The organism is Streptomyces jeddahensis (genome assembly GCF_001642995.1).
GTDB lineage: Bacteria > Actinomycetota > Actinomycetes > Streptomycetales > Streptomycetaceae > Streptomyces > Streptomyces jeddahensis.
This window is the reverse complement of record NZ_LOHS01000194.1, coordinates 1-25,063: the sequence shown is the minus strand read 5'-3', so window position 1 is coordinate 25,063 and position 25,063 is coordinate 1. Positions and strand designations below refer to the sequence as shown.

Genomic DNA, 25,063 nt, shown 5'->3' with positions numbered 1-25,063 from the left:
CGCTTCAGATGACCAGGGTGCTCTTCGTCTGCACGGGCAACGTGCACCGCTCGGCGCTCGCCGAGCGGCTGATGGCCGCCAGGCTCGCGCCCGGCTCGCCCGTGCGGCCGGAGAGCGCCGGCACCGGGGCGCGGCACCGCAGCGGTATGGATCCGGCCACCCGGCGGGTTCTCGAGGAGCTGGGCGGTGACGGTGCGGGCTTCGCCTCGCGCCCACTCACCGAGGAACGCGTGGGCGAGGCCGGGCTGGTGCTCGGCCTCGCGCGCGAGCACCGGGAGGCCGCGGTGCGGATCTCGCCGCTGGCGATGCGCCGCTGCTTCACGCTGAAGGAGTTCGTACGGCTGGCCGACGGGGCTACCGGGGACGTGGTCGCCGAGGCCGCCGCCCGCCGGGGCCTCCTCGGCGCGGTTCCCGGTCCGGAGGACGACGTCGAGGACCCGTGGGCGCAGCCGATCGGCGTCCTGCGCGCGTGCGCGCACGAGATCGACACCCTCGTGACCCGGCTCGCCGGGCTGCTGGACCCGGCCTCCACGAGGCCGCTCTCCGGCGTCACGGCTGGGAGCCTCTTCGGCGACAGGGGCGTCTGACCCCACCGCGGGATCCTGTGGCCTCGGCTCACATGGACCCAAGGGCTCGCAGCGAGGGCCTTCGGGCCCGACCTCGCCCGACAAAAGGGGCGTAAGCTCCAACCTGATGCCAGCATCGGGGTGCCCAGCGCCAGCGCCGCGGGTGCCGTCGCGCGCTTGCCGGTAAGCCCCGGATAAAAGTTGAGCCCCCTCGACTCAGCTCTGTTGACTCGCCCCCGGCCTTCATGCATCCTTGAGCCTGTTCCACTCAAGTCATGCTGGAGGAATTGAAATGGCACGTGCGGTCGGCATCGACCTGGGCACGACTAACTCCGTCGTCAGCGTTCTGGAGGGCGGTGAGCCCACCGTCATCACCAACGCCGAGGGCGCCAGGACCACGCCGTCCGTCGTCGCCTTCGCCAAGAACGGCGAGGTGCTCGTCGGCGAGGTCGCCAAGCGCCAGGCGGTCACCAACGTCGACAGGACCATCCGGTCGGTCAAGCGCCACATGGGCACCGACTGGAAGATCAACCTGGACGGCAAGGACTTCAACCCGCAGCAGATCAGCGCGTTCATCCTGCAGAAGCTGAAGCGGGACGCCGAGGCGTACCTGGGCGAGAAGGTGACCGACGCGGTCATCACCGTCCCGGCATACTTCAACGACTCCGAGCGCCAGGCGACGAAGGAGGCCGGCGAGATCGCCGGTCTGAACGTCCTGCGCATCGTCAACGAGCCGACCGCCGCCGCCCTGGCGTACGGCCTCGACAAGGACGACCAGACCATCCTCGTCTTCGACCTCGGTGGCGGCACCTTCGACGTGTCCCTCCTGGAGATCGGCGACGGCGTCGTCGAGGTGAAGGCCACCAACGGCGACAACCACCTCGGTGGTGACGACTGGGACCAGCGCGTCGTGGACTACCTGGTCAAGCAGTTCGCGAACGGCCACGGTGTCGACCTGTCCAAGGACAAGATGGCCCTGCAGCGCCTCCGCGAGGCCGCCGAGAAGGCCAAGATCGAGCTGTCCTCGTCCACCGAGACCTCGATCAACCTGCCGTACATCACGGCGTCCGCCGAGGGCCCGCTGCACCTGGACGAGAAGCTCACGCGCGCCCAGTTCCAGCAGCTCACCGCCGACCTGCTCGAGCGTTGCAAGACCCCGTTCCACAACGTGATCAAGGACGCCGGCATCCAGCTCGGCGAGATCGACCACGTCGTCCTCGTCGGCGGCTCCACCCGTATGCCCGCCGTCGCCGAGCTCGTCAAGGAGCTGACCGGCGGCAAGGAGGCCAACAAGGGTGTGAACCCGGACGAGGTCGTCGCGATCGGCGCCTCGCTCCAGGCCGGTGTCCTGAAGGGTGAGGTCAAGGACGTCCTGCTCCTCGACGTGACCCCGCTGTCCCTCGGTATCGAGACCAAGGGCGGCATCATGACCAAGCTCATCGAGCGGAACACGACGATCCCGACGAAGCGCTCGGAGATCTTCACGACGGCCGAGGACAACCAGCCGTCCGTGCAGATCCAGGTCTACCAGGGCGAGCGCGAGATCGCGGCGTACAACAAGAAGCTCGGCATGTTCGAGCTGACCGGTCTGCCCCCGGCCCCGCGCGGCGTCCCGCAGATCGAGGTCTCCTTCGACATCGACGCCAACGGCATCATGCACGTCACGGCCAAGGACCTCGGCACGGGCAAGGAGCAGAAGATGACCGTCACCGGCGGCTCCTCGCTGCCGAAGGACGAGGTCGACCGCATGCGCCAGGAGGCCGAGCAGTACGCGGAGGAGGACCACCGCCGCCGCGAGGCCGCCGAGACCCGCAACCAGGGCGAGCAGCTCGTCTACCAGACGGAGAAGTTCCTCAAGGACAACGAGGACAAGGTCCCCGGCGAGGTCAAGACCGAGGTCGAGGCCGCCGTCGAGGAGCTGAAGGAGAAGCTCAAGGGCGAGGACACGGCCGAGATCCGCACCGCCACGGAGAAGGTCGCGGCCGTCTCGCAGAAGCTGGGTCAGGCCATGTACGCCGACGCGCAGGGCGCGCAGGCCGCGGGCGGTGCCGGTGACGCCGGTGCCGGTCAGGCCAAGGCCGCTGACGACGACGTCGTCGACGCCGAGATCGTCGACGAGGACCGTAAGGACGGTGCCGCGTGACGGAGGAGACCCCGGGCTTCGACGAGCAGCCCGACGTCCCCTCCGGCGCCACCGCAGAAGACGCCGAGTCGAAGGCCGCCGAGCCCAAGGAGGGCGCGGCGGCCCCGGCCGGGGACGCAACCCAGACGGCAGGCCTGACGGCCGAGCTGGACCAGGTGCGCACCGCGCTCGCCGAGCGCACGACGGACCTCCAGCGGCTGCAGGCCGAGTTCCAGAACTACCGCCGCCGGGTCGAGCGCGACCGGATCGCGGTCAAGGAGATCGCCATCGCGAACCTCCTGACCGAGCTCCTTCCCGTGCTCGACGACATCGGTCGCGCGCGGGAACACGGCGAGCTCGTGGGCGGGTTCAAGTCGGTGGCCGAATCGCTGGAGACGGTCGCCGCCAAGATGGGCCTGCAGCAGTTCGGCAAGGAGGGCGAGCCCTTCGACCCGACGATCCACGAGGCGCTGATGCACTCGTATGCGCCCGACGTCACGGAGACGACGTGCGTGGCGATTCTGCAGCCGGGGTACCGGTTCGGCGAGCGCACCATCCGCCCCGCGCGGGTGGCCGTTGCCGAGCCGCAGCCCGGCGCGCAGACCGTCAAGGCCGACAAGGCCGAGGCGGGCGACGGGTCTTCGGAAGCGACGGACGCGACGGGCAAGGAGAACGGTGGCCCGGACGAGGGCTGACGTCATACGCACAGTACGGATCGCCGTACGGACGAGGAAGGAGGGACGTCGGGGATGAGCACCAAGGACTTCATCGAGAAGGACTACTACAAGGTCCTCGGCGTCCCCAAGGACGCCACCGAAGCCGAGATCAAGAAGGCGTACCGGAAGCTCGCCCGCGAGTTCCACCCGGACGCCAACAAGGGCAACGCCAAGGCCGAGGAGCGCTTCAAGGAGATCTCCGAGGCGAACGACGTCCTCGGCGACCCCAAGAAGCGCAAGGAGTACGACGACGCGCGCGCCCTCTTCGGCAACGGCGGGTTCCGTCCGGGTCCGGGCGCCGGGGGCGGAACGTTCAACTTCGACCTGGGCGACCTCTTCGGCGGAGGCGCCCAGGGCGGAGGCGCCGGGGGATTCGGCGGCGGTCTCGGTGACGTCTTCGGGGGACTGTTCAACCGCGGCGGCGGCGCGGGCACGCGGACGCAGCCGCGGCGCGGCCAGGACATCGAGTCCGAGGTCACGCTGAGCTTCACGGAGGCGGTGGACGGCGCGACCGTCCCGCTGCGGATGTCCTCGCAGGCGCCGTGCAAGGCCTGTTCCGGCACCGGCGACAAGAACGGCACGCCGCGCGTGTGCCCGACCTGCGTTGGCACCGGCCAGGTGGCGCGCGGCTCGGGCGGCGGCTTCTCGCTCACCGACCCCTGCCCCGACTGCAAGGGCCGCGGCCTGATCGCCGAGCACCCCTGCCTGGAGTGCAACGGCAGCGGCCGCGCCAAGTCGTCCCGCACCATGCAGGTCCGCATCCCCGCGGGGGTGACGGACGGCCAGCGGATCAGGCTGCGCGGCAAGGGCGCACCCGGCGAGCGGGGCGGCCCGGCGGGCGACCTGTATGTGGTCGTGCACGTCGACGCCCACCCGGTCTTCGGCCGCAAGGGCGACAATCTCACGGTCACGGTGCCCGTCACCTTCGCGGAGGCCGCGCTCGGTGGTGAGGTGAAGGTGCCCACGCTCGGCGGTCCGCCGGTCACGCTGAAGCTGCCGCCGGGCACGCCCAACGGGCGCACGATGCGCGCCCGCGGCAAGGGCGCGGTCCGCAAGGACGGCACCCGCGGCGACCTGCTGGTCACGGTCGAGGTCGCCGTGCCGAAGGATGTGACGGGCAAGGCTCGGGACGCCCTGGAGGCGTATCGCGAGGCGACCGCGGGCGACGACCCGCGGGCGGAGCTGTTCCAGGCCGCGAAGGGAGCATGACGCACATGGACAGCCGTCGGCGGAACCCTTACGAACTGACCGAAGAGACGCCGGTGTACGTCATCTCGGTGGCGGCCCAGCTCAGCGGGCTGCACCCGCAGACCCTGCGGCAGTACGACCGTCTCGGCCTGGTCTCCCCCGACCGCACGGCGGGCCGGGGCCGGCGCTACTCGGCCCGTGACATCGAGCTGCTCCGCCAGGTGCAGCAGCTGTCGCAGGACGAGGGCATCAACCTGGCCGGCATCAAGCGCATCATCGAGCTGGAGAACCAGGTCGTCGCGCTCCAGCAGCGCGTCGCGGAGCTCGAGGACGCGCTGGACGGAGCGGCGGCGGCGATGCGGCAGCGTGAGGCGGCGGTCCATGCGTCGTACCGGCGGGATCTGGTGCCGTACCAGGAGGTGCAGCAGACCAGCGCGCTGGTGGTGTGGCGGCCGAAGCGGCAGCAGCAGTCCGACTGACGCACGTCAACCATGCGAAGGGGCCCGGAGGCCGAACCTCCGGGCCCCTTCGTCATGCCGTCAGGAGGACGGCGGTACGGCCACGCTGACCAGGACCGGCAGCGAGGTGGTGCCGTCCTCGTGGACGCCGACGACCTGGTACCACAGGGACGTTCCGGTCGGGACGCTCGCGTCGTAGAGGGGGTCGGAGGCGGGCAGCGCGTCGAAGGTCGCGGTCCCCGGGTTCCAGCGGGCGGCCCGGAAACTCGCGTACTCCTCCGTGCCCGCGGGCGACCAGGCGCTCACCTGCACATTGCCGATGGCGGAGAGCGATGCGTAGGCGGCGTGGGTGGCCCCGGCCGGGGTCTCCACCGTGGGCCGCAGATCGTGCTCGGTGACGTGGACGGTGGTGCCTGCGCTGAGGTTGCCCGCGAAGTCGGCGGGCCGCACGACGTAGCAGAGGCTCTCGCCGTCCGCGACGTTGACGTCCCGCCAAGACGTCTCGGTCACGCGGGTGTCGCCGAGCTTCTCGGTGTCCGTGCAGACGCCGTCGACGGTGGTGCCACGCCACACGCTGTACTCGTCAAGATCGGCGTCGGCCACCTGTGACCAGGTCAGGGTCGTGCCCCAGTCCTCGGTGGTCGCGGTCACGGACGCCGGAGCCGCGGGCGCCTGCTTGTCGGTGCCGGTGGTGGCCGTCACCTCGCCGCTGCGCAGGCCCTCCCTGTCGTTGACGTCGTAGCCGCTGACGGCATAGCGGTACGCGGTGTTGGTGCCGGCGGACCAGTCGGTGCACAGGTACTGGTCGGTGCCGTCGGGGAGTTCGCGCTCGGTCCAGTGGCAGCGCTCGGTCACCTCGACCCAGTCGGTGCTCGTGCCGGTGGCGCGGTAGATCCGGAAGCCCGAGTAAGACCCGCCGGTCTTGTGGTCCGCGTCCCAGGTCACGGTGACCGCGCTGGTGTGCGGGAAGGCCTTGCCGATCGTGGGCGCGGCCACCAGGCGGCGGGCGGTCTTGGCCGTGGAGTAGGCGGTGACCCGGCCGCTCGCGTCGATCGCGGCGACCCGGTACTCGTGCTGGGCGGAGCGGGTCACGCTGGTGTCGGTGAGCGAGGTTCCGGTGGGCTGCCAGGTGGCGCCCCCGTCGATGTAGTGCGACGAGCGGACCACCCGGTACTTGACCGCCCCGGGCACCGCGTCCCAGCGCAGGGCGATCCCGGCGTCGGTACCGGTGGCGGTGAGGCCGGTCGGCGTGGTGACGGCGATGCTGGTCACCGTGGCGCGCGAGGTGTCGGCCGAGTAGTTCCTGGCCTTGTCGTACGCCCGGACCATGTACTCGTACGTCTCCCCGGTGGCGGGCGGGGTGTCGGTGTACGAGGTGGTGGTGGCCCCCAGCTCGCGCAGGATCAGCCAGCTGGTGGTGCCCGCCACGCGCTGGTAGACGCGGTATCCGGCCAGGTCCATCTCGACGTTCTTCGACCAGGTGAGCTTGGCCTGCTGGGTGTCGTTCGCGTACGCGGCCGTGAACCCCGTCGGCGCCAGGGGCTTGACCTTGTCGACGTCCGCAGAAGTCCTCGGCGCATAGGTGAACTTGACGTTCGCCGCGCCGGTCCAGTTGACGAAGTCGATCCGGAGCGTGTGCTTGCCGGAGGGGATGGTGACGTTGACGGTCTTCTTCTGCGTCGTCGAGACGTTCTTCCAGAGGTCGACCTTGCGGACGCCGTCGAGGTAGACCCGGATGCCGTCGCGCGACTCGACCGAGAAGGCGAACGGGCCGCCGGAGCCGAAGTCGCGGGTGACGGTCCAGCGGACGCCGAAGTTGTTGCTGGGCAGACCCGAAGCCGGGGCTCCGGTGCCCCAGTTCTGGTCGATCTTCGAGTCGCAGTCGGTCTTCTTCGGCGTACCGGAGAAGGTGGTGTTCGCGAAGAACTGCCGCTTGTAGACGGGGGACGTGCAGCTTACGGCGGCGGAGGCGGAGACCGCGGTGAGCAGGCCGCCCGCGGTGGCGAGGACGACCGCCGCGGACACGGCGGTCGTACGGGCACGAGTGGTCACGTGTGAGGCTCTTTCAGGCCCGGACCGACAGCGGCGTGGGATGCCGTGGCGCGCGGGCGGGTGAGGCGGGACAGCGGGACCGTGGGGGGACCTGCGGGTCAGGTGGGGCTGAAGAGTCCGCCGGTGGGGGCACTTTAGCGGCTGATACCGGACACTGACCAGCGCTGATCGGAGCCCACAACCTGGCTGGAAAGGGTGACATCGGGAGGAATCGCCCGGTCGTTCCGACTCTGACCTCGGCTCGCTCACCAAGGTGTCCGGCAGGGCGCCTATCCGTACGCGGCGATGCGCATCCCTCGGTGACGAGAAGAGGTCCCACTGTGACGATCAGGCGCAGAACGATCAGCCGAAGAGCGGTCAGCCGAAGAGCGCGTCACCTCCTGCCCGTCCTGACCGTCCTGCCGGTCGTGCTCGGGCTGCTGCTGGGCCTCGCGCCTGGCCCGACGAAGGCTCAGGAACCCTCCGTGGAGCGAGCCATCGAGGCCACGGACGAGATCCGGGCGCCCGAGGCGAGGATCGCCACTCCCTCCGGGCACTTCCGTCCCGCGCAGCCGCCGCCGCTCGGGCCCAGGCCCACGGAGACCGAGGAGCAGCTGCGCAGGTCCATGAGGCTCAGACCGCAGGAGCGCCCGGAGGACGGAACGGGTGACATGCCCCGGCGCCTGGTCCCGCCCGCCGCCCAGGCCGGTTTCGAGGGCCTGAACGCGGGTTCGTGCTGCGCCCGCCCGCCGGACACCCACGGAGCCGTCGGCGTGAACCACTTCGTCGAGATCACCAACCACAGGGGGGTGGGCGTCTTCCGGAAGTCGGACGGTGCCCTGGTCAAGAACACGACGCTCAACAGCTTCTTCGGCTACACGGCCAGGACGATCTTCGATCCCCGGATCGTGTACGACCGGAGGTGGGACCGCTGGGTCGTCTTCGCCGTGGCCTTCCAGGAGAGCTCGACGGTCCAGAACGTCTTCCTCGGCGTGTCCAGGACCTCCGACCCCACGGGCGCGTACTACCTCTACAGGTTCGACGTGCCGGAGCCGGCGGGTGACTTCTTCGACTACCCCCAGCTCGGCATGGACCAGGACGCGCTGATCGTCACCGCCAACATCTTCAGCGGGACCACCTACGTCCGCTCCCGGGCGTTCGGCATCCCCAAGGCGGCCGCGTACAACGGCCGTTCGTTCGGCCGTCCGTACTTCGACCTCGGTACGCCGGGGACCGTGGCGCCTCCGATCGTGGAAGACGACAACGCGCACGCGTTCCTCGTGTCGGCGAGTGCCGGCGATCCCACCCGTCTGAGGCTGTTCCGCGCCACGGGCCTCGGCAGAAGCGCCCCGGCCATCGTGCTCCAGGCCTTTGTGCCGGTGTCGGCGTTCGCCGTCCCGCCGGACGCCCGCCAGCCGGGTACGACCGACCGGCTCGACACCCTGAACGCCCGCTTCCAGAACGTCAGCACCCAGATCGGCAGCCACCTGCTGAACGTCCACACCATCAACGCGGGCAACCGCCCGACGGCGAAGTGGTACCAGATCGACACGGCCACGAACACCGTCCCTGCCGGCCGCTCCGGATACGTCCTCGAGTCCGCCACCTCGGACGACTTCAATCCTTCGGTGGCGGGGTCGGCGGTGGGAGGCACCTCGGCGAACCCGATCGGGCGGATGTTCTTCACCTGGACCTCCACGAGTGTCGCGAGCGGAGCCGCCCACCACGCGACGATGAAGGGCAGCGGCCGCCTCGCGACCGACACCGCGAACGTCACCGGCGGCACGACCTTCGCCCGAGCCTCCACGGCGTACAACCCGTCCTCCGACACCGTCGAACGCTGGGGCGACTACTCCGCCGTCTCGATCGACCCGGTCGGAACGAGCACCTGCCCCGTCGGCCAGCGGGCGTGGATCGTGAACGAGCGCCATGTGAACGCGACGGTGTGGGGGTCGCGGTTCGGGAGGCTCGGGTTCTGCTAGTCCCGGCTCGGGTTCTTGATCGTCGGGTGCAGGCGGCGGCGCTGCTCTTCCGCTCGTCAGGCCAAGCCGTTGTCGGCCAGCCATTGCGGATCCGGTGCCACCGTCTGCAGCACCTCCACCAGCAGCCCGTCGGGCCCGGCGACCTGGAACCGGCGCTGACCCCACGGTTCGGTGACCAGCGGCAGGACCACCTCGAGTCCGGCCGTCCCCAACCGCTCGTACTCGGCGTCGACGTCCTCGACCAGGAACGCCAGGAGCGTGCCGACCACCGCCTTGCCCCGCGTCGCCGCCGGCCACGACTCGTGGTCGCGCTGGACGAAGTCCAGGCTCAGGTTCGCGTGCTCGGGGTGCTGGGTGTTCGCGTACCACCCCAGGTCGATGCCGACCTTGAACCCGAAGTGTGCACTGAACCATGCGGCGCTGCGCGCCGGATCCTCCGCCGCCACGGCCATGCCGACCAAGGTGAACTGCATTCTCGTCCTCCCCCTTCTCACCGACCGCCCGGCGTCAGGGCGGCGCCGGGTCTGCGGCGACCAGGGTTGCAGCGCGGTGGCGGGCGATCAACGACGAGAATCAGGCCACTGACGACAACTGGTATGTCACGGCGTGATCGCCCCCGCGCCTTCTCAGCGCTTCACGCCACCCGCGTGAACTCCACCAGCACTTCCGGCGGTCCGCCCGCCACCCCCCGGTACACCCCCTTGTGCGGTGTCACGTCGTCGTAGTCCCGGCCCCGGCCCACGATCACGTGGGACTCGTTCGCGCGGGTGCGGTTCGTCGGGTCGTAGCCGGACCAGTCGCCCGCCCAGTACTCGATCCAGGCGTGGCTCTGGCCGGCGACCGGGCGGTGGAGTTCCGCGTCGCGCTCCGGGTGGAGGTAGCCGGAGACGTAGCGGGTGGGCAGGCCGAGGGCGCGGAGGAGGCCCGCCGTGAGGTGGGCGATGTCCTGGCAGACGCCCGCGCCCTGCTCCCAGGCCTCGGTGGCGACGGTCTGGACGCCCGTCGCGCCGGGGACGTACGCGACCCGGTCGGCCACGAGGTTCGAGACCGCGACCGCCGTCTCGTGCGGGTCCAGGCCGTCGGCCGTGGCACGGGCCAGATCGGTCAGTTCCTCGGTCACGGCGGTACGCCGCGTGGGAACCGCGTACTCCAACAGGCGTGAGCTCGACGATTGTTCGGCCACCTCCGTCCACGTGGGCGGCGTAGGCAGAGGCGCCGGAGGCGAGGTCTCCACCAGGCTCAGTGCCGTGATCGTCAGGTCCTCGTGCGGCTCCATCAGGTCGAAGCCGGTGACCTGGGTGCCCCAGTAGTCCCAGTACGCCCACGTCGCCGTCGCCGGGCTGATGGTCACGCGCGCGTCCAGGGTGGTCTGGCCCGGCAGGGTCAGCGGGGTCATCCTGACCTCGTTGTGCGAGGAGATCGCCGCCTGCGCGTACGACACCCGCGTCTCGTGCCTGATCCGGAGCCTGCTCGTCCGCTGCCCCATCATGCTCATCATGTCCACGGTCGTCGTCCTTCCCGTCATCCCGCTCACGCTCCTTCCCGGGCCCACTCGACCGGGCCCTGATACGGGAAGAACCTCTCCGCGACCGCCTCCGCGGAGGCCATGCACGCCTGCTGCAGGTCGCGCAGCAGATGCGGAAGGCCATCCTCCAGTGCGGCCGAGTCCAGGTACTCGAGGCGCGTCCGCATCCGGCCTATCGGGCGGCGCGCCGGGTCCTGGCGCGGGCGGCCGAGCGCGGTCAGGCACTCCTCCGCGGTCGTCAGCGCGTGCAGCACCGAGCGCGGGAAGTCCCGGTCGAGGATGAGGAATTCGGCCACCCTCGGGGTGTCGCCGAAACCGCCGTACACGCGCGCGTACGCCTCGTCCGCGCCGCTCGCGCTCAGCAGCGTCGGCCAGTCGGGGGCGTGGGCGGCGTCCAGGACGCGTACGGACAGCAGCCTGACCGTCATGTCGACGCGCTCCAGGCTCCTGCCCAGGACCACGAAGCGCCAGCTGTCGTCCCGGCTCATCGTCGAGTCCGCAAGGCCGAAGAAGAGCGCGGCCCGGCGGCGTACCAGCTCCAGATACGCGTACGGGCCGGTCCGCCGCGCCGCCGTGCGCTGGTCTGCGAGCGCGTGCCAGGTGGAGTTGAGGCACTCCCACATCTCGGAGGAGACGGCCTCGCGGGCGCTGCGGGCGTTGAGCCGGGCCGCGCCGAGCGCGCCCTCGATGGAGCCGGTGGAGCGGGCGTCGAAGGCCAGCTGGTCGAGGACCTGCTGCATGTCGACGGGCTCGCCGCCCGCGTCCAGCCCGAGGATCGCGTACAGCGAGCGGCACGCGGTGTCCTCGTCGCGCCACGGGTCCTCGAGGAGGCGGTGCAGATACGCGTCGAGGATGCGGGCGGTGGCGTCGGCACGCTCGACGTAGCGGCCGGTCCAGGTGAGGGCCTCGGCGATGCGGGAGAGGATCACGTCGTTCACGGCGGTGCCTCCTGTGGCAGAGGGCTGTCCGGACGTCTGTCCCGGCGGTCCCGGCGGTCCTGCAGGGATGGTCTTCACTGCTGCTGCGCCCCTTCCTGTACGCCCTTGGGGGTGGTGCCGTCGGGTCCCAGCTGGCGGGGTGCGACCGGCGGTGGTGTGCCGGCCGGTTCCGGGTCCGCCGCGGACGCCGGGCCGCCGTCCGTGAGGACCCACGTGTCCTTGGAGCCGCCGCCCTGGCTGGAGTTGACGATGAGGTTGCCCTCCTGCAGCGCCACCCGGGTGAGGCCGCCGGGCAGCACCCACACGTCGCGGCCGTCGTTCACGGCGAACGGGCGGAGGTCTATGTGGCGCGGCGCCATGCCGTCGCCCGCCAGGGTCGGCGAGGTGGACAGGGCGACGGGTCGCTGGGCGATCCACCCGCGCGGATCGGCCACGACCTCCTTGCGGACCCGGTCGAGCGTGGCCTTGTCGGCCTGCGGTCCGATGACGATGCCCTGCCCGCCGGCCCCGTCGACCGGCTTGATGACCAGCTGGTCCAGCTGGTCCAGTACGGCTTCCAACTGCCCCGGCTCGTCCGGCCGGTAGGACTCCACATTCGGCAGAATCGGTTCTTCGGAGAGGTAGTAGCGGATGAGGTCCGGCACGTACGTGTAGAGCAGCTTGTCGTCCGCGACACCGTTGCCGACCGCGTTCGCGAGCGTGACCGTGCCCGCCTGCGCGGCGCTCATGATGCCCGGGCAGCCGATCACCGAGTCCGGGCGGAAGTGCAGCGGATCGAGGAAGTCGTCGTCGAGCCGCCGGTATACGACATGGACCGGCATCTCACCGCGCGTCGTCCGCATCCACACCCGGTTGTTCCGGCAGACGAGATCGTGCCCCTCCACCAGCTGCACACCCATAAGCCGCGCCAGCAGGGCGTGCTCGAAGTACGCCGCGTTGTTCGGGCCGGGTGTCAGCACGACCACCCGGGGATCGGTGACCCCGTCCGGCGCGGCCGCCCGCAGCGCGGCCAGCAGCCGCTGTCCGTAGCCGTCGACCGGCAGCACATGCTGCTCGGCGAAGAGCGACGGGAAGATCCGGGTCATCGCACGCCGGTTCTCGATGACGTACGAAACCCCGGACGGCACCCGTACGTTGTCCTCGAGCACCCGGAAATCGCCCTGCTCGTCCCGGACGAGATCGATGCCGGCGACGTGGATACGCACCCCGCCCGGTGGCTCGACGGGGCCCGCCGCTCTATGGAAATGCGGTGAGTTCAGCAGCAGCCGCCACGGCACCACACCGTCCTCGAAGGCCCGGCACGGCCCGTAGGCATCGGCGAGATACGCCTCCAGCGCCTTCACACGCTGGGCCACACCACGCGAGATCAGGTCCCACTCGAGCGCGTCGAGTATGCGCGGCACGAGGTCCAGCGGCCAGGGCCGCTCCTCGCCCGCGAAGGCGTAGGTCACGCCCCGGTCGGTGAACGACCGTGCCATCTGGTCGGCCCGGAACCGCAGTTCGGCCGGATCCATCGGCTGCAGTGCGGCCAGCACCGGCTCATAGGCGGTCCTGACTTCACCCGGCCGCTCAAACATTTCGTCCCATGCATCGGCCAACGCGTATGCGTCAAATATGTCCGCCATGGCGCGACGTTAGATGTCATACGTAACATCCCGGTCACCCGGTGGTTTCCGGCAGCTCACGAGGGTGCGGACCGATGGGGACTACTTTCGCTCAGTCGTGCTCTTCCAGGAGCCCTGACTGCGCGATGAGATACCCGAGTTGTGCCCGGCTGCCGCTGCCCAGGGTGGCGGCGAGTTTGGCGATGTGGGCACGGCACGTGCGCACGTTCATGCCGAGGCGGCGGGCTATGGCCTCGTCGACGTGGCCCTCGACCAGGAGCTTGGCTATGGACCGCTGGACACCGGATATGCCGTCCGTGGCCGGGGCGTAGGGAGGCTCGTCGAGCAAGGGGACCGCACGGCGCCAGAGTTGCTCGAAGACCTTCGCGAGGTACTCGACCAGGCCGGGGTGGCGCAGCTCCAGGGCGACGCGGCGGTCGTCGCGGGCGGGGATGAACGCCACGGTCCGGTCGAAGATCATGAGGCGTTCTATGAGTTCTTCGAGGGTGCGTATCTCCACCTTGCCCTTGGCCATGATCTCGGCGTAGGCGAGGGTTCCCTGGCTGTGCCGGACGGTGTGCTGGTACAGCGTGCGCATCGAGATGCCGCGTTCGATCATGGCCTGGCCGCGCTTCAGCGCCGTGCCGAGCGCGTGTTCGCTGCGCCCGCCTCCCGGCTGCACGGTGAGCACCTCGGACTGGCATTCGGTCATCGCGAGGTCTATGGCCTCGTTGATCCGCTCGATGCCTTCGAGCACCGTCACCGCAGCGGTGGCCTGAGGGTCCTGGGCGCTGATGCCCATGAACGGCTCGAAGGAGTCGGTCAGTTCGATGGCGAGGGCCCTGCGCTCCTGGATCTCGCGCTCGATGGGGTGCAGTCTCTGCGCCAGCGCCGCCGTGGGTGGAACTGGGCGGAGCCAGTCGGGGTCGTCCGGATCGGGGTGCAGGAGCGCGAACTCCAGGAGGCAGGGCGCGGGTGCGATCTCCGTGCGCCCTATGCGCCCCAGGCGCAGTGCGTCGGCGTACAAACGCTTCCCTGCATCGCACAGTTCGGTCAGCCCATGGGGATGTGTCCGGTGTGTAGTTGTTTTGGGCAAGATTTCCCCCCCTCAGGGTCCTGAACGTGCAGGAACATGATGCATCGCTTCTGTGGCTTTGACGTGGGTTGATGAGCCATCGTCTTGAGGGCGGGGGAGAGACATCTGGGAAGTGAGGACGAAGCCCACTATGTGCAAGAAAATGCTTCGCTCGGTGCTTGCCGTAGCCTTCTCCGCTGGATTGCTCTTCGGCGCAGTGAGCCCCCTGGATCTCGCTTGGGACAGCGCGCCGGCCGACGTGAACGTCGCGATCGCGCCGCCGGACCTCGCTTGGGACGCGGCCCCGGTGGGCGCGGACGCATGACCATCCCACCCGACGACCGGATCTTCCGCCGCGAAATGGCGACCGCCTATCGATCGGGCTGGCACTTCATCGATCTCGTCACGGCGATTCCGCACCGCGGCGACTCGTTGATGGTGACGCTAGTCGGTGAGTCGATCGTCGTCGTGCGCGAGGAGGACGAGGACGTACGGGCGTACCGGTGCCTGCGGCGGCCGCGGGGTGCACCACGGCCCGTGCGGTGTGCGGTCCGGTACGGAATGATCTTTGTGAACCTCGACCAGCGGGACCATCAGCCGGTCGAGCAGGAGGCACCAGAAACCATTTCCGCCACCCCCCGCAGTGCCTGACGCGATTCCCCCGTCGTAACAGATCGCTCAGGTGCTTCCCCCCGCAGCGGCGTCACCGTGACCTGAACACGGTGGCGCCGCTGCAGTTTGCGCTGCGCGCGGCTTCACCCCCCTGACTGCCCACAGCGGAGGCGGTCCGGGTCAGCCGCGGCCCATCGCCGTCGTCAGGCGAATCTCGATCGCCACGCGGTCGGGGTTCGGGGACGGGGTGCGGCCGTAGCGCTCGGCGTAGCGGCGCTCCGCCTCCGCGACGCGCGACGCCTCCGTGTGTACGGTCGCGCGCCCCTCGAGGGTCGCCCACCGGCGGCCGTCGACCTGGCACACGGCGACCCGCGCGCCCTCCGGCCCGGCGGCCAGCACGTGCCCCACCTTCGCGCTCGACTTGTTCGTGATCACGCGTGCCAGGCCCGCCTCCGGGTCGTACGTCACGCCGACCGGCACCACGTGCGGCGTGCCGTCGGGCCGGAGCGTTGTCAACGTGCACAGGTGACGCTCGCGCCAGAAGCTGAGGTAGGCGGGGTCGGGACGGAGCGGATCGACGGGGTACGCGGCCATGAGTTCGAATCTACTTCAACGGGTCTCTGCTTCCTGGGTCCCGGTTCGCTTCCGAGGCCGCCTTGAGTGGAATAGACTCAACTTTGTGTACGTTGCCCTAGTCACATCAAGGATGGGCTGACGCAAGGAGGAGACAGCGAACGTGGACGCCGAGCTGACCAACAGGAGCCGGGACGCGCTCGGCGCGGCCAGCAACCGGGCCGTGACCGACGGGCACCCGGATCTGACCCCTGCCCACCTGCTCCTCGCGCTGCTCGAGGGGCAGGACAACGAGAACATCACCGACCTGCTCGCCGCGGTCGAGGCCGACATGGCCGCCGTGCGCGCGGGCACCGAGCGCCTGCTCTCCGCGCTGCCCAGCGTCACCGGGTCCACGGTCGCACCGCCGCAGCCCAACCGCGACCTGCTGGCCGTCATCGCCGACGCCACGGAGCGCGCGAAGAGCCTCGGCGACGACTACATCTCCACGGAGCACCTGCTCATCGGCATCGCAGCGAAGGGCGGCCAGGCCGGGGAGCTGCTCTCCCGGCAGGGCGCGACCGCCAAGAAGCTGCTGGACGCTTTCCAGAAGACGAGGGGAGGGCGCCGCGTGACCACACCGGACCCGGAGGGTCAGTACAAGGCCCTGGAGAAGTTCGGCACGGACTTCACCGCGGCCGCGCGCGAGGGGAAGCTCGACCCCGTCATCGGGCGGGACCAGGAGATCCGCCGCGTCGTGCAGGTGCTGTCCCGCCGTACGAAGAACAACCCCGTGCTCATCGGCGAGCCCGGCGTCGGCAAGACCGCCGTCGTCGAGGGCCTCGCCCAGCGCATCGTGAAGGGCGACGTCCCCGAGTCGCTGAAGAACAAGCGGCTCGTGGCGCTGGACATCGGCGCGATGGTCGCGGGCGCCAAGTACCGCGGAGAGTTCGAGGAGCGGCTGAAGACCGTCCTCGCCGAGATCAAGGACTCCGACGGGCAGATCGTCACGTTCATCGACGAGCTGCACACCGTCGTGGGTGCGGGCGCCGGCGGCGACTCCTCGATGGACGCGGGCAACATGCTCAAGCCCATGCTGGCGCGCGGCGAGCTGCGCATGATCGGCGCGACGACGCTCGACGAGTACCGCGAGCGCATCGAGAAGGACCCGGCCCTGGAGCGCCGCTTCCAGCAGGTCTTCGTCGGTGAGCCGACGGTCGAGGACACCATCGCGATTCTCCGCGGCCTCAAGGGGCGGTACGAGGCGCACCACAAGGTGCAGATCGCGGACAGCGCCCTGGTGGCCGCCGCCGCCCTGTCCGACCGGTACATCACCTCGCGGTTCCTGCCCGACAAGGCCATCGACCTGGTCGACGAGGCCGCGTCCCGCCTCCGTATGGAGATCGACTCGTCCCCCGTCGAGATCGACGAGCTCCAGCGCGCGGTCGACCGGCTGAAGATGGAGGAGCTGGCGCTGGAGAAGGAGACCGATCCGGCATCGCGTGAGCGCCTCGAGAAGCTGCGCCGCGACCTCGCCGACAAGGAGGAGGAGCTGCGCGGTCTCACGGCACGCTGGGAGAAGGAGAAGCAGTCCCTCAACCGCGTCGGTGAGCTGAAGGAGAAGCTCGACGACCTGCGCGGCCAGGCCGAACGCGCCCAGCGTGACGGCGACTTCGACACCGCGTCCAAGCTGCTGTACGGCGAGATCCCGGCTGTGGAGAAGGAGCTGGAGGCCGCCTCGGAGGCCGAGGAGGAGGTCGCCAAGGACACGATGGTGAAGGAGGAGGTCGGCTCCGACGACATCGCCGAGGTGGTCGGCGCCTGGACCGGCATCCCCGCAGGCCGCCTGCTGGAGGGCGAGACGCAGAAGCTGCTGCGCATGGAGGACGAGATCGGCAAGCGCCTCATCGGCCAGAGCGAGGCGGTGCGGGCGGTCTCCGACGCGGTACGCCGCACCCGCGCCGGCATCGCCGACCCGGACCGGCCCACCGGCTCGTTCCTCTTCCTCGGCCCCACCGGCGTCGGCAAGACCGAGCTGGCCAAGGCCCTCGCGGACTTCCTCTTCGACGACGAGCGGGCCATGGTCCGCATCGACATGAGCGAGTACGGCGAGAAGCACAGCGTCGCCCGTCTCGTCGGCGCGCCTCCCGGCTACGTCGGGTACGAGGAGGGTGGCCAGCTGACGGAGGCGGTACGCCGTCGCCCGTACTCGGTGATCCTCCTGGACGAGGTCGAGAAGGCGCACCCCGAGGTCTTCGACATCCTGCTGCAGGTCCTCGACGACGGGCGGCTGACCGACGGCCAGGGGCGGACGGTGGACTTCCGCAACACCATCCTCGTCCTGACCTCCAACCTCGGCAGTCAGTTCCTGGTCGATCCGACGACCGGCGAGCAGGAGAAGAAGGAGCAGGTCCTGGAGATCGTCCGCGCGTCCTTCAAGCCGGAGTTCCTCAACCGGCTCGACGACATCGTGGTCTTCTCCGCCCTGGACAAGGACGAGCTGCAGCGCATCGCCAAGCTCCAGATCGACCGGCTCGCCCAGCGGCTGGCCGAACGGCGGCTCCAGCTGGACGTCACCCCCGAGGCGCTCGCCTGGCTCGCGGACGAGGGCAACGACCCGGCGTACGGGGCACGGCCGCTGCGCCGCCTCGTGCAGACCGCCATCGGCGACCGGCTCGCGAAGGAGATCCTCGCCGGTGAGGTCAAGGACGGCGACACGGTCAGGGTGGACACGTTCGGCGACGGCCTGCTGGTCGGCCCGGCCACGGGCAAGACGCTCTGACCTGCGGGTCACCGGAGGCCCTTCCGGCCGGGGACGCTCGGACGCTCTGAGCGGAATCCGGCCACAGATGCCCGAACCACCGGGGGCGGGGCTTGCCATGCCCCGCCCCTCCTGAGGGAGGATGGCGGGATCCGTACGAAGGGAAAAACACGGTGAGCATCGACCCGTCCTCGATTCCGAACTTCGGGGGCCAGCCGGGGCCGCAGCAGCCCCAAGGACCGGCCGGCCCTGTCGTCCCGGATCAGGACCTCGTGAAGCAGCTCCTCGACCAGATGGAGCTGAAGTACGTCGTCGACGACGAGGGTGACCTCGCGGCGCCGTGGGAGCAGTTCCGTACGTATTTCATGTTCCGCGGCGAGGGCGACCAGCAGGTCTTCTCTGTGCGTACGTTCTACGACCGGCCGCACCAGATCGACGAGAAGCCGCAGCTGCTCGAGTCCATCGACGACTGGAACCGCCGCACCCTGTGGCCCAAGGTCTACAGCCACACGCACGACGACGGCACGGTCCGGCTCATCGGCGAGGCGCAGATGCTGGTCGGCACCGGCGTCAGCCTGGAGCACTTCGTGTCGTCGACCGTCAGCTGGGTGCGGGCCGCCATCGAGTTCGACCGCTGGCTCGTCGAGCAGCTGGGACTCGAGAAGGAGATCGACAACACCGAGAAGCCCGAGGACGACGAGTAGATCCCGTAGATCACGCTCGGCGTCACAGAGGCGTATCCGCGATCGCGACCAGATACGTGCCGTACGCCATCGAGAGCCCGGCCAGGGCGCCGACCACCAGGACGGCGTGCACCGGCCGGGCTCTCGCCGTTCGCGCGAGCGCGCACGCGAGCGGCAGCAGCAGCGGGAACGCCGGCAGCAGGAAGCGCGGCTTGGACTCGAAGAACCCCGAGCCGGCGACGGTGATCAGCAGCAGGGCGCCGCTGTGGACGAGCAGCGGAAGCGGAGCGCGGTCGGCGATCAGCAGCGCGTACAGGAGCACGCCGGCCGCGACGATCACCATCGTCACGGGGAAGACCAGCCGGTCGCCTTCGAGCAGCAGATGCCGTACGAAAAGCAGCGAGTCGGCGCCGAAGTCGAAGCGGGAGCCCCAGCCGCGCTGCACCGCGAAGTAGCCGCCGAGCGGATCGCCCTTGCGGAATCCCACCCACAGGACGAAGGCGCACCAGCCGACCGGTGCGATCGCGGCGCCCGTCCACAGGCTGTGGGGAACGCGGCCGCGGCGCTTCCACACCTCACAGCCCGCCGCTGCGATGACCGCGGCGGCCACCGCGAACCCGTTCGGCCGCGACGCCCCGGCGAGGGCCGCCAGGACCCCTGCCCACAGCCAGCGCCCGGTGAGCACCGCGTACAGCGACCAGGCGGCGAAGGCGGTGAGCACCGGCTCGGTGTAGGCCATGGAGAGGACGACCGAGTGGGGGAGCAGGCCCCACAGAAGGACCAGCAGGGTGGCCGCGCCGTGCCCGTGCAGGAGCACCCCGACCCGGTACATGCCCCATGCGGCGGCCATGGCGGCCGTCCATGACACCAGCAGTCCGGCGGCGCCTCCGCTGACCGGGACGACGGTCGTGACGATCCGCACGAGACCGGGGTAGAGCGGGAAGAACGCCAGGTCGCTGTGGACGACACCCGGCTGGAAGTGCAGGGTGCGGCCGTAGCCGTGGGCGGCGATCCCGAGGTACCACAGGGAGTCCCAGGACCGTCCGAGCAGCGCGAACGTGCTCTTGCCGGTGAGGTGCGCGGCGGCGGCGAGGACGAGCGCGCCGCACAGCCGGGCAGCCACGAACAGCCCGAGAGCCGTGGCCGCCGTCGCCATGAGGCGTTCCGTCCGGGGTCCCGCCAGGCGCTTGAGGCGCTGGCGAAGGAACGGGTGGGCACAACTCGCGGTACCGGCCGCCTCGAGCGGAGCAGGGGCAACAGTGCGCGGGAAGGTCACATCCGCACCTTCCGTCGACCGACACGCCAGCGCGACCGGAAATCCCCCAGTCGGGTGCGCCGCCGCCCACGGCCGGTCGCCTACGACCTGTGGCGCTTCACGGCCTCCTCGAGGACCTCCCTCTGCTTGCAGAACGCGAAGCGGACGAAGGGCGCAGCGCCCCGGGCACGGTGACGGAGTCCGAACGCGCAGGGTTATTCCGCTGCGGCTGTGGCGCTAGCGTTGGGGGACGACCAAGAGCCGGGGCGATGGGGGAGCGACGTTGTCTGCGCAGTTCGATGTGGATCCGCAGGCTCTGCGGACGTATGCGAGGAACGTTGATAAGGATGTGGAGCGGATCCGGCGCATCCGCAACAAGATTGACCAGGTGACGCTGTCGCCCGGGGCCTTCGGGAGGCTGCCCGAGTCCGACGAGCTGGCGAAGGACTACGAAAAACAGCGCAGTGACTCGATGGATGACCTCAAGGACGCGGCCAGCACCCTGGAAGCCATCGTGGACGCGATGAGGGACACGGCGAACGCGTACGACCAGACCGAGGACGACATCAACGTGAGCTTCGGGGGCCAGTGATGGACATCCTCAGCAAGCTCGGGATCAGCATCTCCGGGCCGTTCTCGGACGTGCTCGATGAGGCCGTTCGCGGGATCATCAAGCAGTTCGGCCTTGAGGACGACCTGGAGAAGGTGTCCGGCGACAACGAACGTCTCATGCAGGTCGCCGGAGATTACCGGGATGCGGCCCGGGATCTGCGCGGTGTCGTGGACGACCTCAAGTTTGAACGGAAGCGTCTCAACGGCGCCTGGGCCGGGGAGGCGGCAGACGCCTTCCACAAGGAGATGTCCGCATTCGAGGAGGCCCTCGAGGGTGAGGCCGCGGACATGGACCAGATCGCCGAGCTGCTGGAGACCGCGGCCGGGGCGTGCGCTGAGGCCGAGCAGCTCATGATCGACCTGATCGTGGAGATCGTTCAGGCTGCTCTGGCCGCGGCCGCGACGACCGCGGTCCTGTCCGTGCTCACAGCGGGTGCGGCTGCCGCGATCGGGCCCCTGATCGCCGCTGCGGGGATCGCACACAAGGCTTTGAAGGCCGTGCAGATCACGGCGAAGCTCGCCGACACTCTGGCCGACCTGGCGAAGCGGATGCAGGCCCTGCGAAAGATGGCGAAGCTCCGCACGACGCTGAGGAAATTCAACGACAAGAAGAACCCGATGAGCCACCGCAACGCGCTCAAGCGGTACCGCGGGAAGTTCGACGGTATCGAGGGCGGCTCGAAGGACGACCTCCAGGCAGCCGCTCAGTACTGGATGGCCAAACGTACGGTGAAAAAGGAGGTCCTGTACCCGCTGCTCGGCGTCGAGACGGGCGACGTGCTCAGGCAGGGCTACGAGAACTACGGCCCCGAAGGCGCCCCCGGCGTCGCGCCGAAGGACCCCCTTCCGCAGGATGCCTCCCGTCGCTTCGAGGACCGCATGAACGACGGGCTTTCGGCCAAGGAGAAGGTCGAAAAGGACTTCGGTTGAGGGTTTGGGGCAGAGAGCGTGATGAGTAACAAGGCGGAGCAGGTGGCGCAGGAGCTGCGTGGCCAGGTCGAGGCGGCGCTGGCCGGCGTTGACCAGCCAGTGGTGTTCGGGCCGAGTCAGGGCACGGGGCGCGCGAAGACGCCGCCGCGTCGCAGGTGGCCGAATCCTGGTGTGGTCCAGAAGCCGAAAAAGGGCTTGCTGGACCGGTTGTTCTGGTTCGTGTTCGCCCCCGTCTACTACGTGACCGATCCGATCGGGAACTTCTTCGACTGGCTCCTGGACACCATCTCCTTCCGCCGCAAGAGGCGTGCGCTGCACGGGGGTTGGGGGAGCATCGCCGGCTCACTGGTTGCGGCTCACCACACCTCCGCACGGCGTTTCCTGGTGTCCGGCCGTACCGGACTCCACCTCGTGTACGTCGGCGAGCTGGGTTCCGAGACGGGCTGGTCCCTGCCGAAGGAACAGGTCCGTGGCATCGAGCACCTCGAGTGGGCCGGGGGCATGCCGCACAAGGCCACTCTGCGGTTCCACTTCGCGGACGGTTCCTGGGCCGACCTGGTGCTCATCGGCCAGACCTGGCAGCAGGTGCTGTCCCAGTTCGCGCCGGCCCCGAGTAAGTGATCCGAGGAGCTCGGTGCTCTCCCGGTTCTGAGCTCAGTACGCCAGGTGCTGCAGGCGCTTCACGGCCTCCTCGAGGACCTCCCTCTGCTTGCAGAACGCGAAGCGGACGAAGGGCGCACCCGCGGCCCGGTGGTCGTAGAACACGGCGTTGGGGATGGCGACGACACCGGCGCGCTCCGGCAGCGCCCGGCAGAACGCGAAACCGTCCGACTCGCCGAGCGGCCGGATGTCGGTCGTCACGAAGTACGTGCCCGCCGGCCGGTAGACGGCGAACCCCGCCTCAGCCAGCCCCTCGCTGAGCAGGTCGCGCTTGGCCTGCAGGTCCTGCCGGAAGCTCTCGAAGTACGCGTCGGGGAGCGCCAGGGCCTCGGCCACCGCGTACTGGAACGGGCCCGACGAGACGTACGTCAGGAACTGCTTGGCCGAGCGGACCGCGCCGACCAGCTCCGCCGGGGCCGTCACCCAGCCGACCTTCCACCCCGTGAACGAGAAGGTCTTGCCCGCAGAACCGATGGTGACCGTGCGCTCACGCATCCCGGGGAACGTGGCGAGCGGGATGTGCTCCGCGTCGTCGAAGACCAGATGCTCGTACACCTCGTCCGTGACGACGAGGAGATCGCGCTCCACGGCCAGCTCCGCGATCGCGGAGAGCTCCTCGCGGGTGAGCACCGTGCCGGTCGGGTTGTGCGGGGTGTTGATCAGCAGCACGCGCGTGCGGCCCGTGACCGCGTCGCGCAGCTCGTCGAGATCCAGCCGGAACCGCCGGTGCACCGCGCCGCCGTCGCCATCCGTGCCCTCGTGTGGGCGCAGCGTGACGGGCACGCGGGTGCCGCCCGCCATCGCGATGCACGCGGCGTACGAGTCGTAGTACGGCTCGAGCGCCACCACCTCGTCGCCCGGCTCGAGGAGCGCCAGCAGCGCGGCCGCGATGGCCTCGGTCGCGCCCGCCGTGACGAGGACCTCGGTGTCGGGGTCGTACGACAGTCCGTACCGCCGCTGCTGGTGCGTGGCGACGGCCTGGCGCAGCTCCGGCACGCCCGGACCCGGCGGGTACTGGTTGCCGCGCCCGTCGCGCAGCGCCCTGACCGCGGCCTCGCGGACCTCCTCCGGGCCGTCGGTGTCGGGGAAGCCCTGGCCGAGGTTGATGGAGCCGGTCCGTACGGCGAGCGCGGACATCTCCGCGAAGATCGTCGTACCGAACTCGGCCAGACGGCGGTTGAGCAGCGGGCGCCGCTGCGCGCCGGACGGGTCTGGGGAGCCGGAAGAGGAGGTCATGGCGGCCATCCTGCGCCGAAGCTCTGGACTTCCTCAACTTACGTTCGGGAATCGGCACCTGGGTCGGTACCGGACGCACCGTTGCTGAGCAGGGGTAGGACCGTCGTTGTCTGTCGTTGTCGGTCGTCGTTGGCCCCCCTCGGACGGCCCACAGACGGCCCGGCCGTCTACGTCAAACGCGAGGTCAGGGAGCCGGACGGAGGGTCCGGTTCCCTTCGTGTTGGGCCCCGCATAACCGTACTGGCGCCGGGCGATGCAAGGTCACTTGCCGCATTCGGTAAACGAGAAAGCCCAGCTCAGACACCGTCTGGGCTGGGCTTTAGGTCTATCTCACCACATATTTGCCCATAGTTGACGAAGCGCGTTCGCCACGGCCGAGGCGATCGCAAGACGCCGCCGGTCTCCTTCACGAGCGCGGGGGCGCTCTCGCCTTAGCCGGGCCAGCACCGGCGCAGGACAAGGCGCCCGCTCGGAGGATCGGCATCAGCTATTTGGCCAGACCTGTGCCACACAACCGGGTGGAAGCGCTCTGTCCTCGTATTTCGGGCGCCAGTTATGTCCCTATTTGCGTAGAGTGCGCCGCCATGACGCACCCTTCGCCCCCTCCCACATCCAGCGCCGGGAGAGCTCTCAGAGTCGTGGCAGCTGCCATCCTCGGCATGCTCTGGATCGGCACGCCTGCCACTCATGCCGCCGCCCCCGCACTGAGCATCACCCCGCTCGAGTGGAACGTCGTGGGCCTGGATTCCAACAATCCGGCCAGCGGCCCGAACCGGTTCCACATCGGCGCACGGGTGTGTAACACGGGTGATGCTCCGGCGACCGGCGTCGAGGCGCAATGGTCCTGGGACACCGCGAACCCCGCTATCTCCCTCCAGGGACCGGCCGTCAGAGCGTTGCCCGACTTGGAGCCGAGTGAATGTGCGTCGGCGTGGTTCGGGGTGGAGGTGCTGCCGCAGGCGTCCTCCTTCGACCAGGCACGACAGTTCCACATCACCGCGACCGCGGCGGGCGTCGGCTCGGTGTCCACCCCCACCCCCCGCGAGATCTACGTCGAAAGGCTGGTCAGCCAGAACCGGAACACCATCACCGGATCGACCGGCGAGACGACCGCCACCGTAGGTCAGACCTACACGTACACCTTCACCGGGATGACCTCCACGACCTACGAACAACTAGCTGCCCAAGCCTTTTTCGACCCCACGATCTTCGAGGTGCAGTCCGTTGAGATGAACGTCGAGAGCGGTCAGTCGGTCTCCCAGTTCTACGTCGACGCCTGCGGCTGGGTCAGCGACCCCACAGCGGCCGGCTATCGCAGCTGCGCTGGGGCCGACAAAGCAGGCGGTACCTTCGACGTGACGGTGCGCGTCAAAGTGATTGGTGCGGGAAGCAGCACGCTCTCCATGCTGGTCTACGACTTCTCTGGTTCGTCCTACCACTACAACAGCGACTATTCGACTTCCGTCCACGCGATCAACGTCGTCGCGACCGAGCCGGATCCGAACACCGTGCCGAACGCGGTGGACGACAGCGCGAGCACCGATGAGGGGGTGCCGG

Annotated in this window: 22 protein-coding genes; 13 read left to right on the top strand and 9 right to left on the bottom strand. The window is 69.6% G+C overall.

Annotated elements, in window-relative coordinates; genetic code table 11:
- Positions 1–8: 8 nt before the first annotated feature.
- The 5 genes from STSP_RS34605 to STSP_RS34585 all read left to right on the top strand — a co-directional run bounded on the left by STSP_RS34605 (position 9) and on the right by STSP_RS34585 (position 5,071).
- Positions 9–587: an arsenate reductase/protein-tyrosine-phosphatase family protein gene (locus tag STSP_RS34605; protein WP_067284997.1), complete on the top strand. Its 579-nt coding sequence runs from the start codon at positions 9–11 to the stop codon at positions 585–587.
- Between the two features lie 271 nt (positions 588–858).
- Positions 859–2,709, top strand: coding sequence for a molecular chaperone DnaK (dnaK, locus tag STSP_RS34600; RefSeq protein WP_067284996.1), 1,851 nt, complete (start codon positions 859–861; stop codon positions 2,707–2,709).
- Complete coding sequence (gene grpE, locus STSP_RS34595; RefSeq protein WP_067284995.1) at positions 2,706–3,383, top strand: nucleotide exchange factor GrpE; 678 nt, start codon at positions 2,706–2,708, stop codon at positions 3,381–3,383. The genes dnaK and grpE overlap by 4 nt, the downstream gene beginning before the upstream one ends.
- A 54-nt stretch (positions 3,384–3,437) precedes the next feature.
- Positions 3,438–4,613: a molecular chaperone DnaJ gene (gene dnaJ / locus STSP_RS34590; RefSeq protein WP_067284994.1), complete on the top strand. Its 1,176-nt coding sequence runs from the start codon at positions 3,438–3,440 to the stop codon at positions 4,611–4,613.
- A 5-nt stretch (positions 4,614–4,618) separates the two neighbouring features.
- The gene (locus tag STSP_RS34585) at positions 4,619–5,071 is read left to right on the top strand and encodes a heat shock protein transcriptional repressor HspR (RefSeq protein ID WP_067284993.1); all 453 of its coding nucleotides are present in this window, start codon (positions 4,619–4,621) and stop codon (positions 5,069–5,071) included.
- 60 nt (positions 5,072–5,131) lie between these two features.
- Here the strand turns inward: STSP_RS34585 and STSP_RS34580 are convergent, their stop codons facing one another.
- Entirely contained in the window at positions 5,132–7,102 is a 1,971-nt protein-coding gene (locus STSP_RS34580; RefSeq protein WP_067284992.1) for a fibronectin type III domain-containing protein, read from the bottom strand.
- A 464-nt stretch (positions 7,103–7,566) separates the two neighbouring features.
- On the opposite strand from STSP_RS34580, the gene STSP_RS34575 reads away from it, so the two are divergent.
- Positions 7,567–9,063, top strand: coding sequence for a hypothetical protein (locus STSP_RS34575; protein ID WP_067284991.1), 1,497 nt, complete (start codon positions 7,567–7,569; stop codon positions 9,061–9,063).
- A 56-nt stretch (positions 9,064–9,119) separates the two neighbouring features.
- Here the strand turns inward: STSP_RS34575 and STSP_RS34570 are convergent, their stop codons facing one another.
- From STSP_RS34570 to STSP_RS34550, 5 genes are all read right to left on the bottom strand, one after another.
- The gene (locus STSP_RS34570; protein ID WP_067284990.1) at positions 9,120–9,536 is read right to left on the bottom strand and encodes a VOC family protein; all 417 of its coding nucleotides are present in this window, start codon (positions 9,534–9,536) and stop codon (positions 9,120–9,122) included.
- A gap of 161 nt (positions 9,537–9,697) precedes the next feature.
- A complete protein-coding gene (locus STSP_RS34565; protein ID WP_232789911.1) occupies positions 9,698–10,588 on the bottom strand; it encodes a transglutaminase family protein in 891 nt (296 codons plus the stop codon).
- Between the two features lie 5 nt (positions 10,589–10,593).
- Positions 10,594–11,526: an alpha-E domain-containing protein gene (locus tag STSP_RS34560; protein ID WP_067284989.1), complete on the bottom strand. Its 933-nt coding sequence runs from the start codon at positions 11,524–11,526 to the stop codon at positions 10,594–10,596.
- A gap of 74 nt (positions 11,527–11,600) precedes the next feature.
- Complete coding sequence (locus STSP_RS34555) at positions 11,601–13,151, bottom strand: circularly permuted type 2 ATP-grasp protein (RefSeq protein WP_067284988.1); 1,551 nt, start codon at positions 13,149–13,151, stop codon at positions 11,601–11,603.
- A gap of 91 nt (positions 13,152–13,242) precedes the next feature.
- The gene (locus tag STSP_RS34550) at positions 13,243–14,187 is read right to left on the bottom strand and encodes a helix-turn-helix transcriptional regulator (protein ID WP_078067750.1); all 945 of its coding nucleotides are present in this window, start codon (positions 14,185–14,187) and stop codon (positions 13,243–13,245) included.
- Positions 14,188–14,526: 339 nt separating this feature from the next.
- On the opposite strand from STSP_RS34550, the gene STSP_RS34540 reads away from it, so the two are divergent.
- Entirely contained in the window at positions 14,527–14,856 is a 330-nt protein-coding gene (locus STSP_RS34540) for a Rieske (2Fe-2S) protein (RefSeq protein ID WP_067284987.1), read from the top strand.
- Between the two features lie 141 nt (positions 14,857–14,997).
- On the opposite strand, the gene STSP_RS34535 is transcribed toward STSP_RS34540, so the two are convergent.
- Positions 14,998–15,411 (bottom strand): pyridoxamine 5'-phosphate oxidase family protein, encoded by a 414-nt coding sequence (locus STSP_RS34535; RefSeq protein ID WP_067284986.1) that lies wholly within the window; start codon positions 15,409–15,411, stop codon positions 14,998–15,000.
- Positions 15,412–15,553: 142 nt separating this feature from the next.
- Here STSP_RS34535 and clpB point away from each other — a divergent pair, with 142 nt between their 5' ends.
- Together clpB and STSP_RS34525 are read left to right on the top strand one after the other, a co-directional pair.
- Positions 15,554–18,151 (top strand): ATP-dependent chaperone ClpB, encoded by a 2,598-nt coding sequence (clpB, locus tag STSP_RS34530; RefSeq protein WP_067284985.1) that lies wholly within the window; start codon positions 15,554–15,556, stop codon positions 18,149–18,151.
- A gap of 152 nt (positions 18,152–18,303) precedes the next feature.
- Complete coding sequence (locus tag STSP_RS34525; protein WP_067284984.1) at positions 18,304–18,834, top strand: YbjN domain-containing protein; 531 nt, start codon at positions 18,304–18,306, stop codon at positions 18,832–18,834.
- A 22-nt stretch (positions 18,835–18,856) separates the two neighbouring features.
- Here STSP_RS34525 and STSP_RS34520 read toward each other — a convergent pair whose 3' ends face one another.
- Positions 18,857–19,969 carry a hypothetical protein gene (locus tag STSP_RS34520; RefSeq protein WP_107441486.1) on the bottom strand — a complete coding sequence of 371 codons (1,113 nt, stop codon included), beginning with the start codon at positions 19,967–19,969 and terminating at the stop codon, positions 18,857–18,859.
- Between the two features lie 382 nt (positions 19,970–20,351).
- On the opposite strand from STSP_RS34520, the gene STSP_RS34515 reads away from it, so the two are divergent.
- From STSP_RS34515 to STSP_RS34505, 3 genes are read left to right on the top strand one after another with little or no spacing between them, the layout of a single operon-like run.
- Positions 20,352–20,660: a type VII secretion target gene (locus STSP_RS34515; RefSeq protein ID WP_067284983.1), complete on the top strand. Its 309-nt coding sequence runs from the start codon at positions 20,352–20,354 to the stop codon at positions 20,658–20,660.
- A complete protein-coding gene (locus STSP_RS34510; protein ID WP_067284982.1) occupies positions 20,660–21,610 on the top strand; it encodes a WXG100 family type VII secretion target in 951 nt (316 codons plus the stop codon). Before STSP_RS34515 ends, STSP_RS34510 begins: the two co-directional genes overlap by 1 nt.
- Positions 21,611–21,631: 21 nt before the next feature.
- Positions 21,632–22,231 carry a hypothetical protein gene (locus tag STSP_RS34505; protein ID WP_067284981.1) on the top strand — a complete coding sequence of 200 codons (600 nt, stop codon included), beginning with the start codon at positions 21,632–21,634 and terminating at the stop codon, positions 22,229–22,231.
- 33 nt (positions 22,232–22,264) lie between these two features.
- Here STSP_RS34505 and STSP_RS34500 read toward each other — a convergent pair whose 3' ends face one another.
- A complete protein-coding gene (locus STSP_RS34500; protein WP_198547510.1) occupies positions 22,265–23,515 on the bottom strand; it encodes a pyridoxal phosphate-dependent aminotransferase in 1,251 nt (416 codons plus the stop codon).
- A 629-nt stretch (positions 23,516–24,144) separates the two neighbouring features.
- Between STSP_RS34500 and STSP_RS34495 the strand changes: the two genes are divergently transcribed.
- On the top strand, positions 24,145–25,063 hold a 919-nt coding region (locus STSP_RS34495; protein ID WP_198547509.1), incomplete at its 3' end, for a hypothetical protein.

What these genes read in the sequence shown, in the direction of transcription:
- STSP_RS34605 (WP_067284997.1), top strand. Translation starts at nt 9, where the DNA reads ATGACCAGGGTGCTCTTCGTCTGCACGGGCAACGTGCACCGCTCGGCG.
- dnaK (WP_067284996.1), top strand. Translation starts at nt 859, where the DNA reads ATGGCACGTGCGGTCGGCATCGACCTGGGCACGACTAACTCCGTCGTC.
- dnaJ (WP_067284994.1), top strand. Translation starts at nt 3,438, where the DNA reads ATGAGCACCAAGGACTTCATCGAGAAGGACTACTACAAGGTCCTCGGC.
- STSP_RS34585 (WP_067284993.1), top strand. Translation starts at nt 4,619, where the DNA reads ATGGACAGCCGTCGGCGGAACCCTTACGAACTGACCGAAGAGACGCCG.
- STSP_RS34570 (WP_067284990.1), bottom strand. Translation starts at nt 9,536, where the DNA reads ATGCAGTTCACCTTGGTCGGCATGGCCGTGGCGGCGGAGGATCCGGCG.
- STSP_RS34565 (WP_232789911.1), bottom strand. Translation starts at nt 10,588, where the DNA reads ATGACGGGAAGGACGACGACCGTGGACATGATGAGCATGATGGGGCAG.
- STSP_RS34555 (WP_067284988.1), bottom strand. Translation starts at nt 13,151, where the DNA reads ATGGCGGACATATTTGACGCATACGCGTTGGCCGATGCATGGGACGAA.
- STSP_RS34540 (WP_067284987.1), top strand. Translation starts at nt 14,527, where the DNA reads ATGACCATCCCACCCGACGACCGGATCTTCCGCCGCGAAATGGCGACC.
- STSP_RS34535 (WP_067284986.1), bottom strand. Translation starts at nt 15,411, where the DNA reads ATGGCCGCGTACCCCGTCGATCCGCTCCGTCCCGACCCCGCCTACCTC.
- STSP_RS34520 (WP_107441486.1), bottom strand. Translation starts at nt 19,969, where the DNA reads ATGGCGACGGCGGCCACGGCTCTCGGGCTGTTCGTGGCTGCCCGGCTG.
- STSP_RS34510 (WP_067284982.1), top strand. Translation starts at nt 20,660, where the DNA reads ATGGACATCCTCAGCAAGCTCGGGATCAGCATCTCCGGGCCGTTCTCG.
- STSP_RS34505 (WP_067284981.1), top strand. Translation starts at nt 21,632, where the DNA reads ATGAGTAACAAGGCGGAGCAGGTGGCGCAGGAGCTGCGTGGCCAGGTC.
- STSP_RS34500 (WP_198547510.1), bottom strand. Translation starts at nt 23,515, where the DNA reads ATGGCCGCCATGACCTCCTCTTCCGGCTCCCCAGACCCGTCCGGCGCG.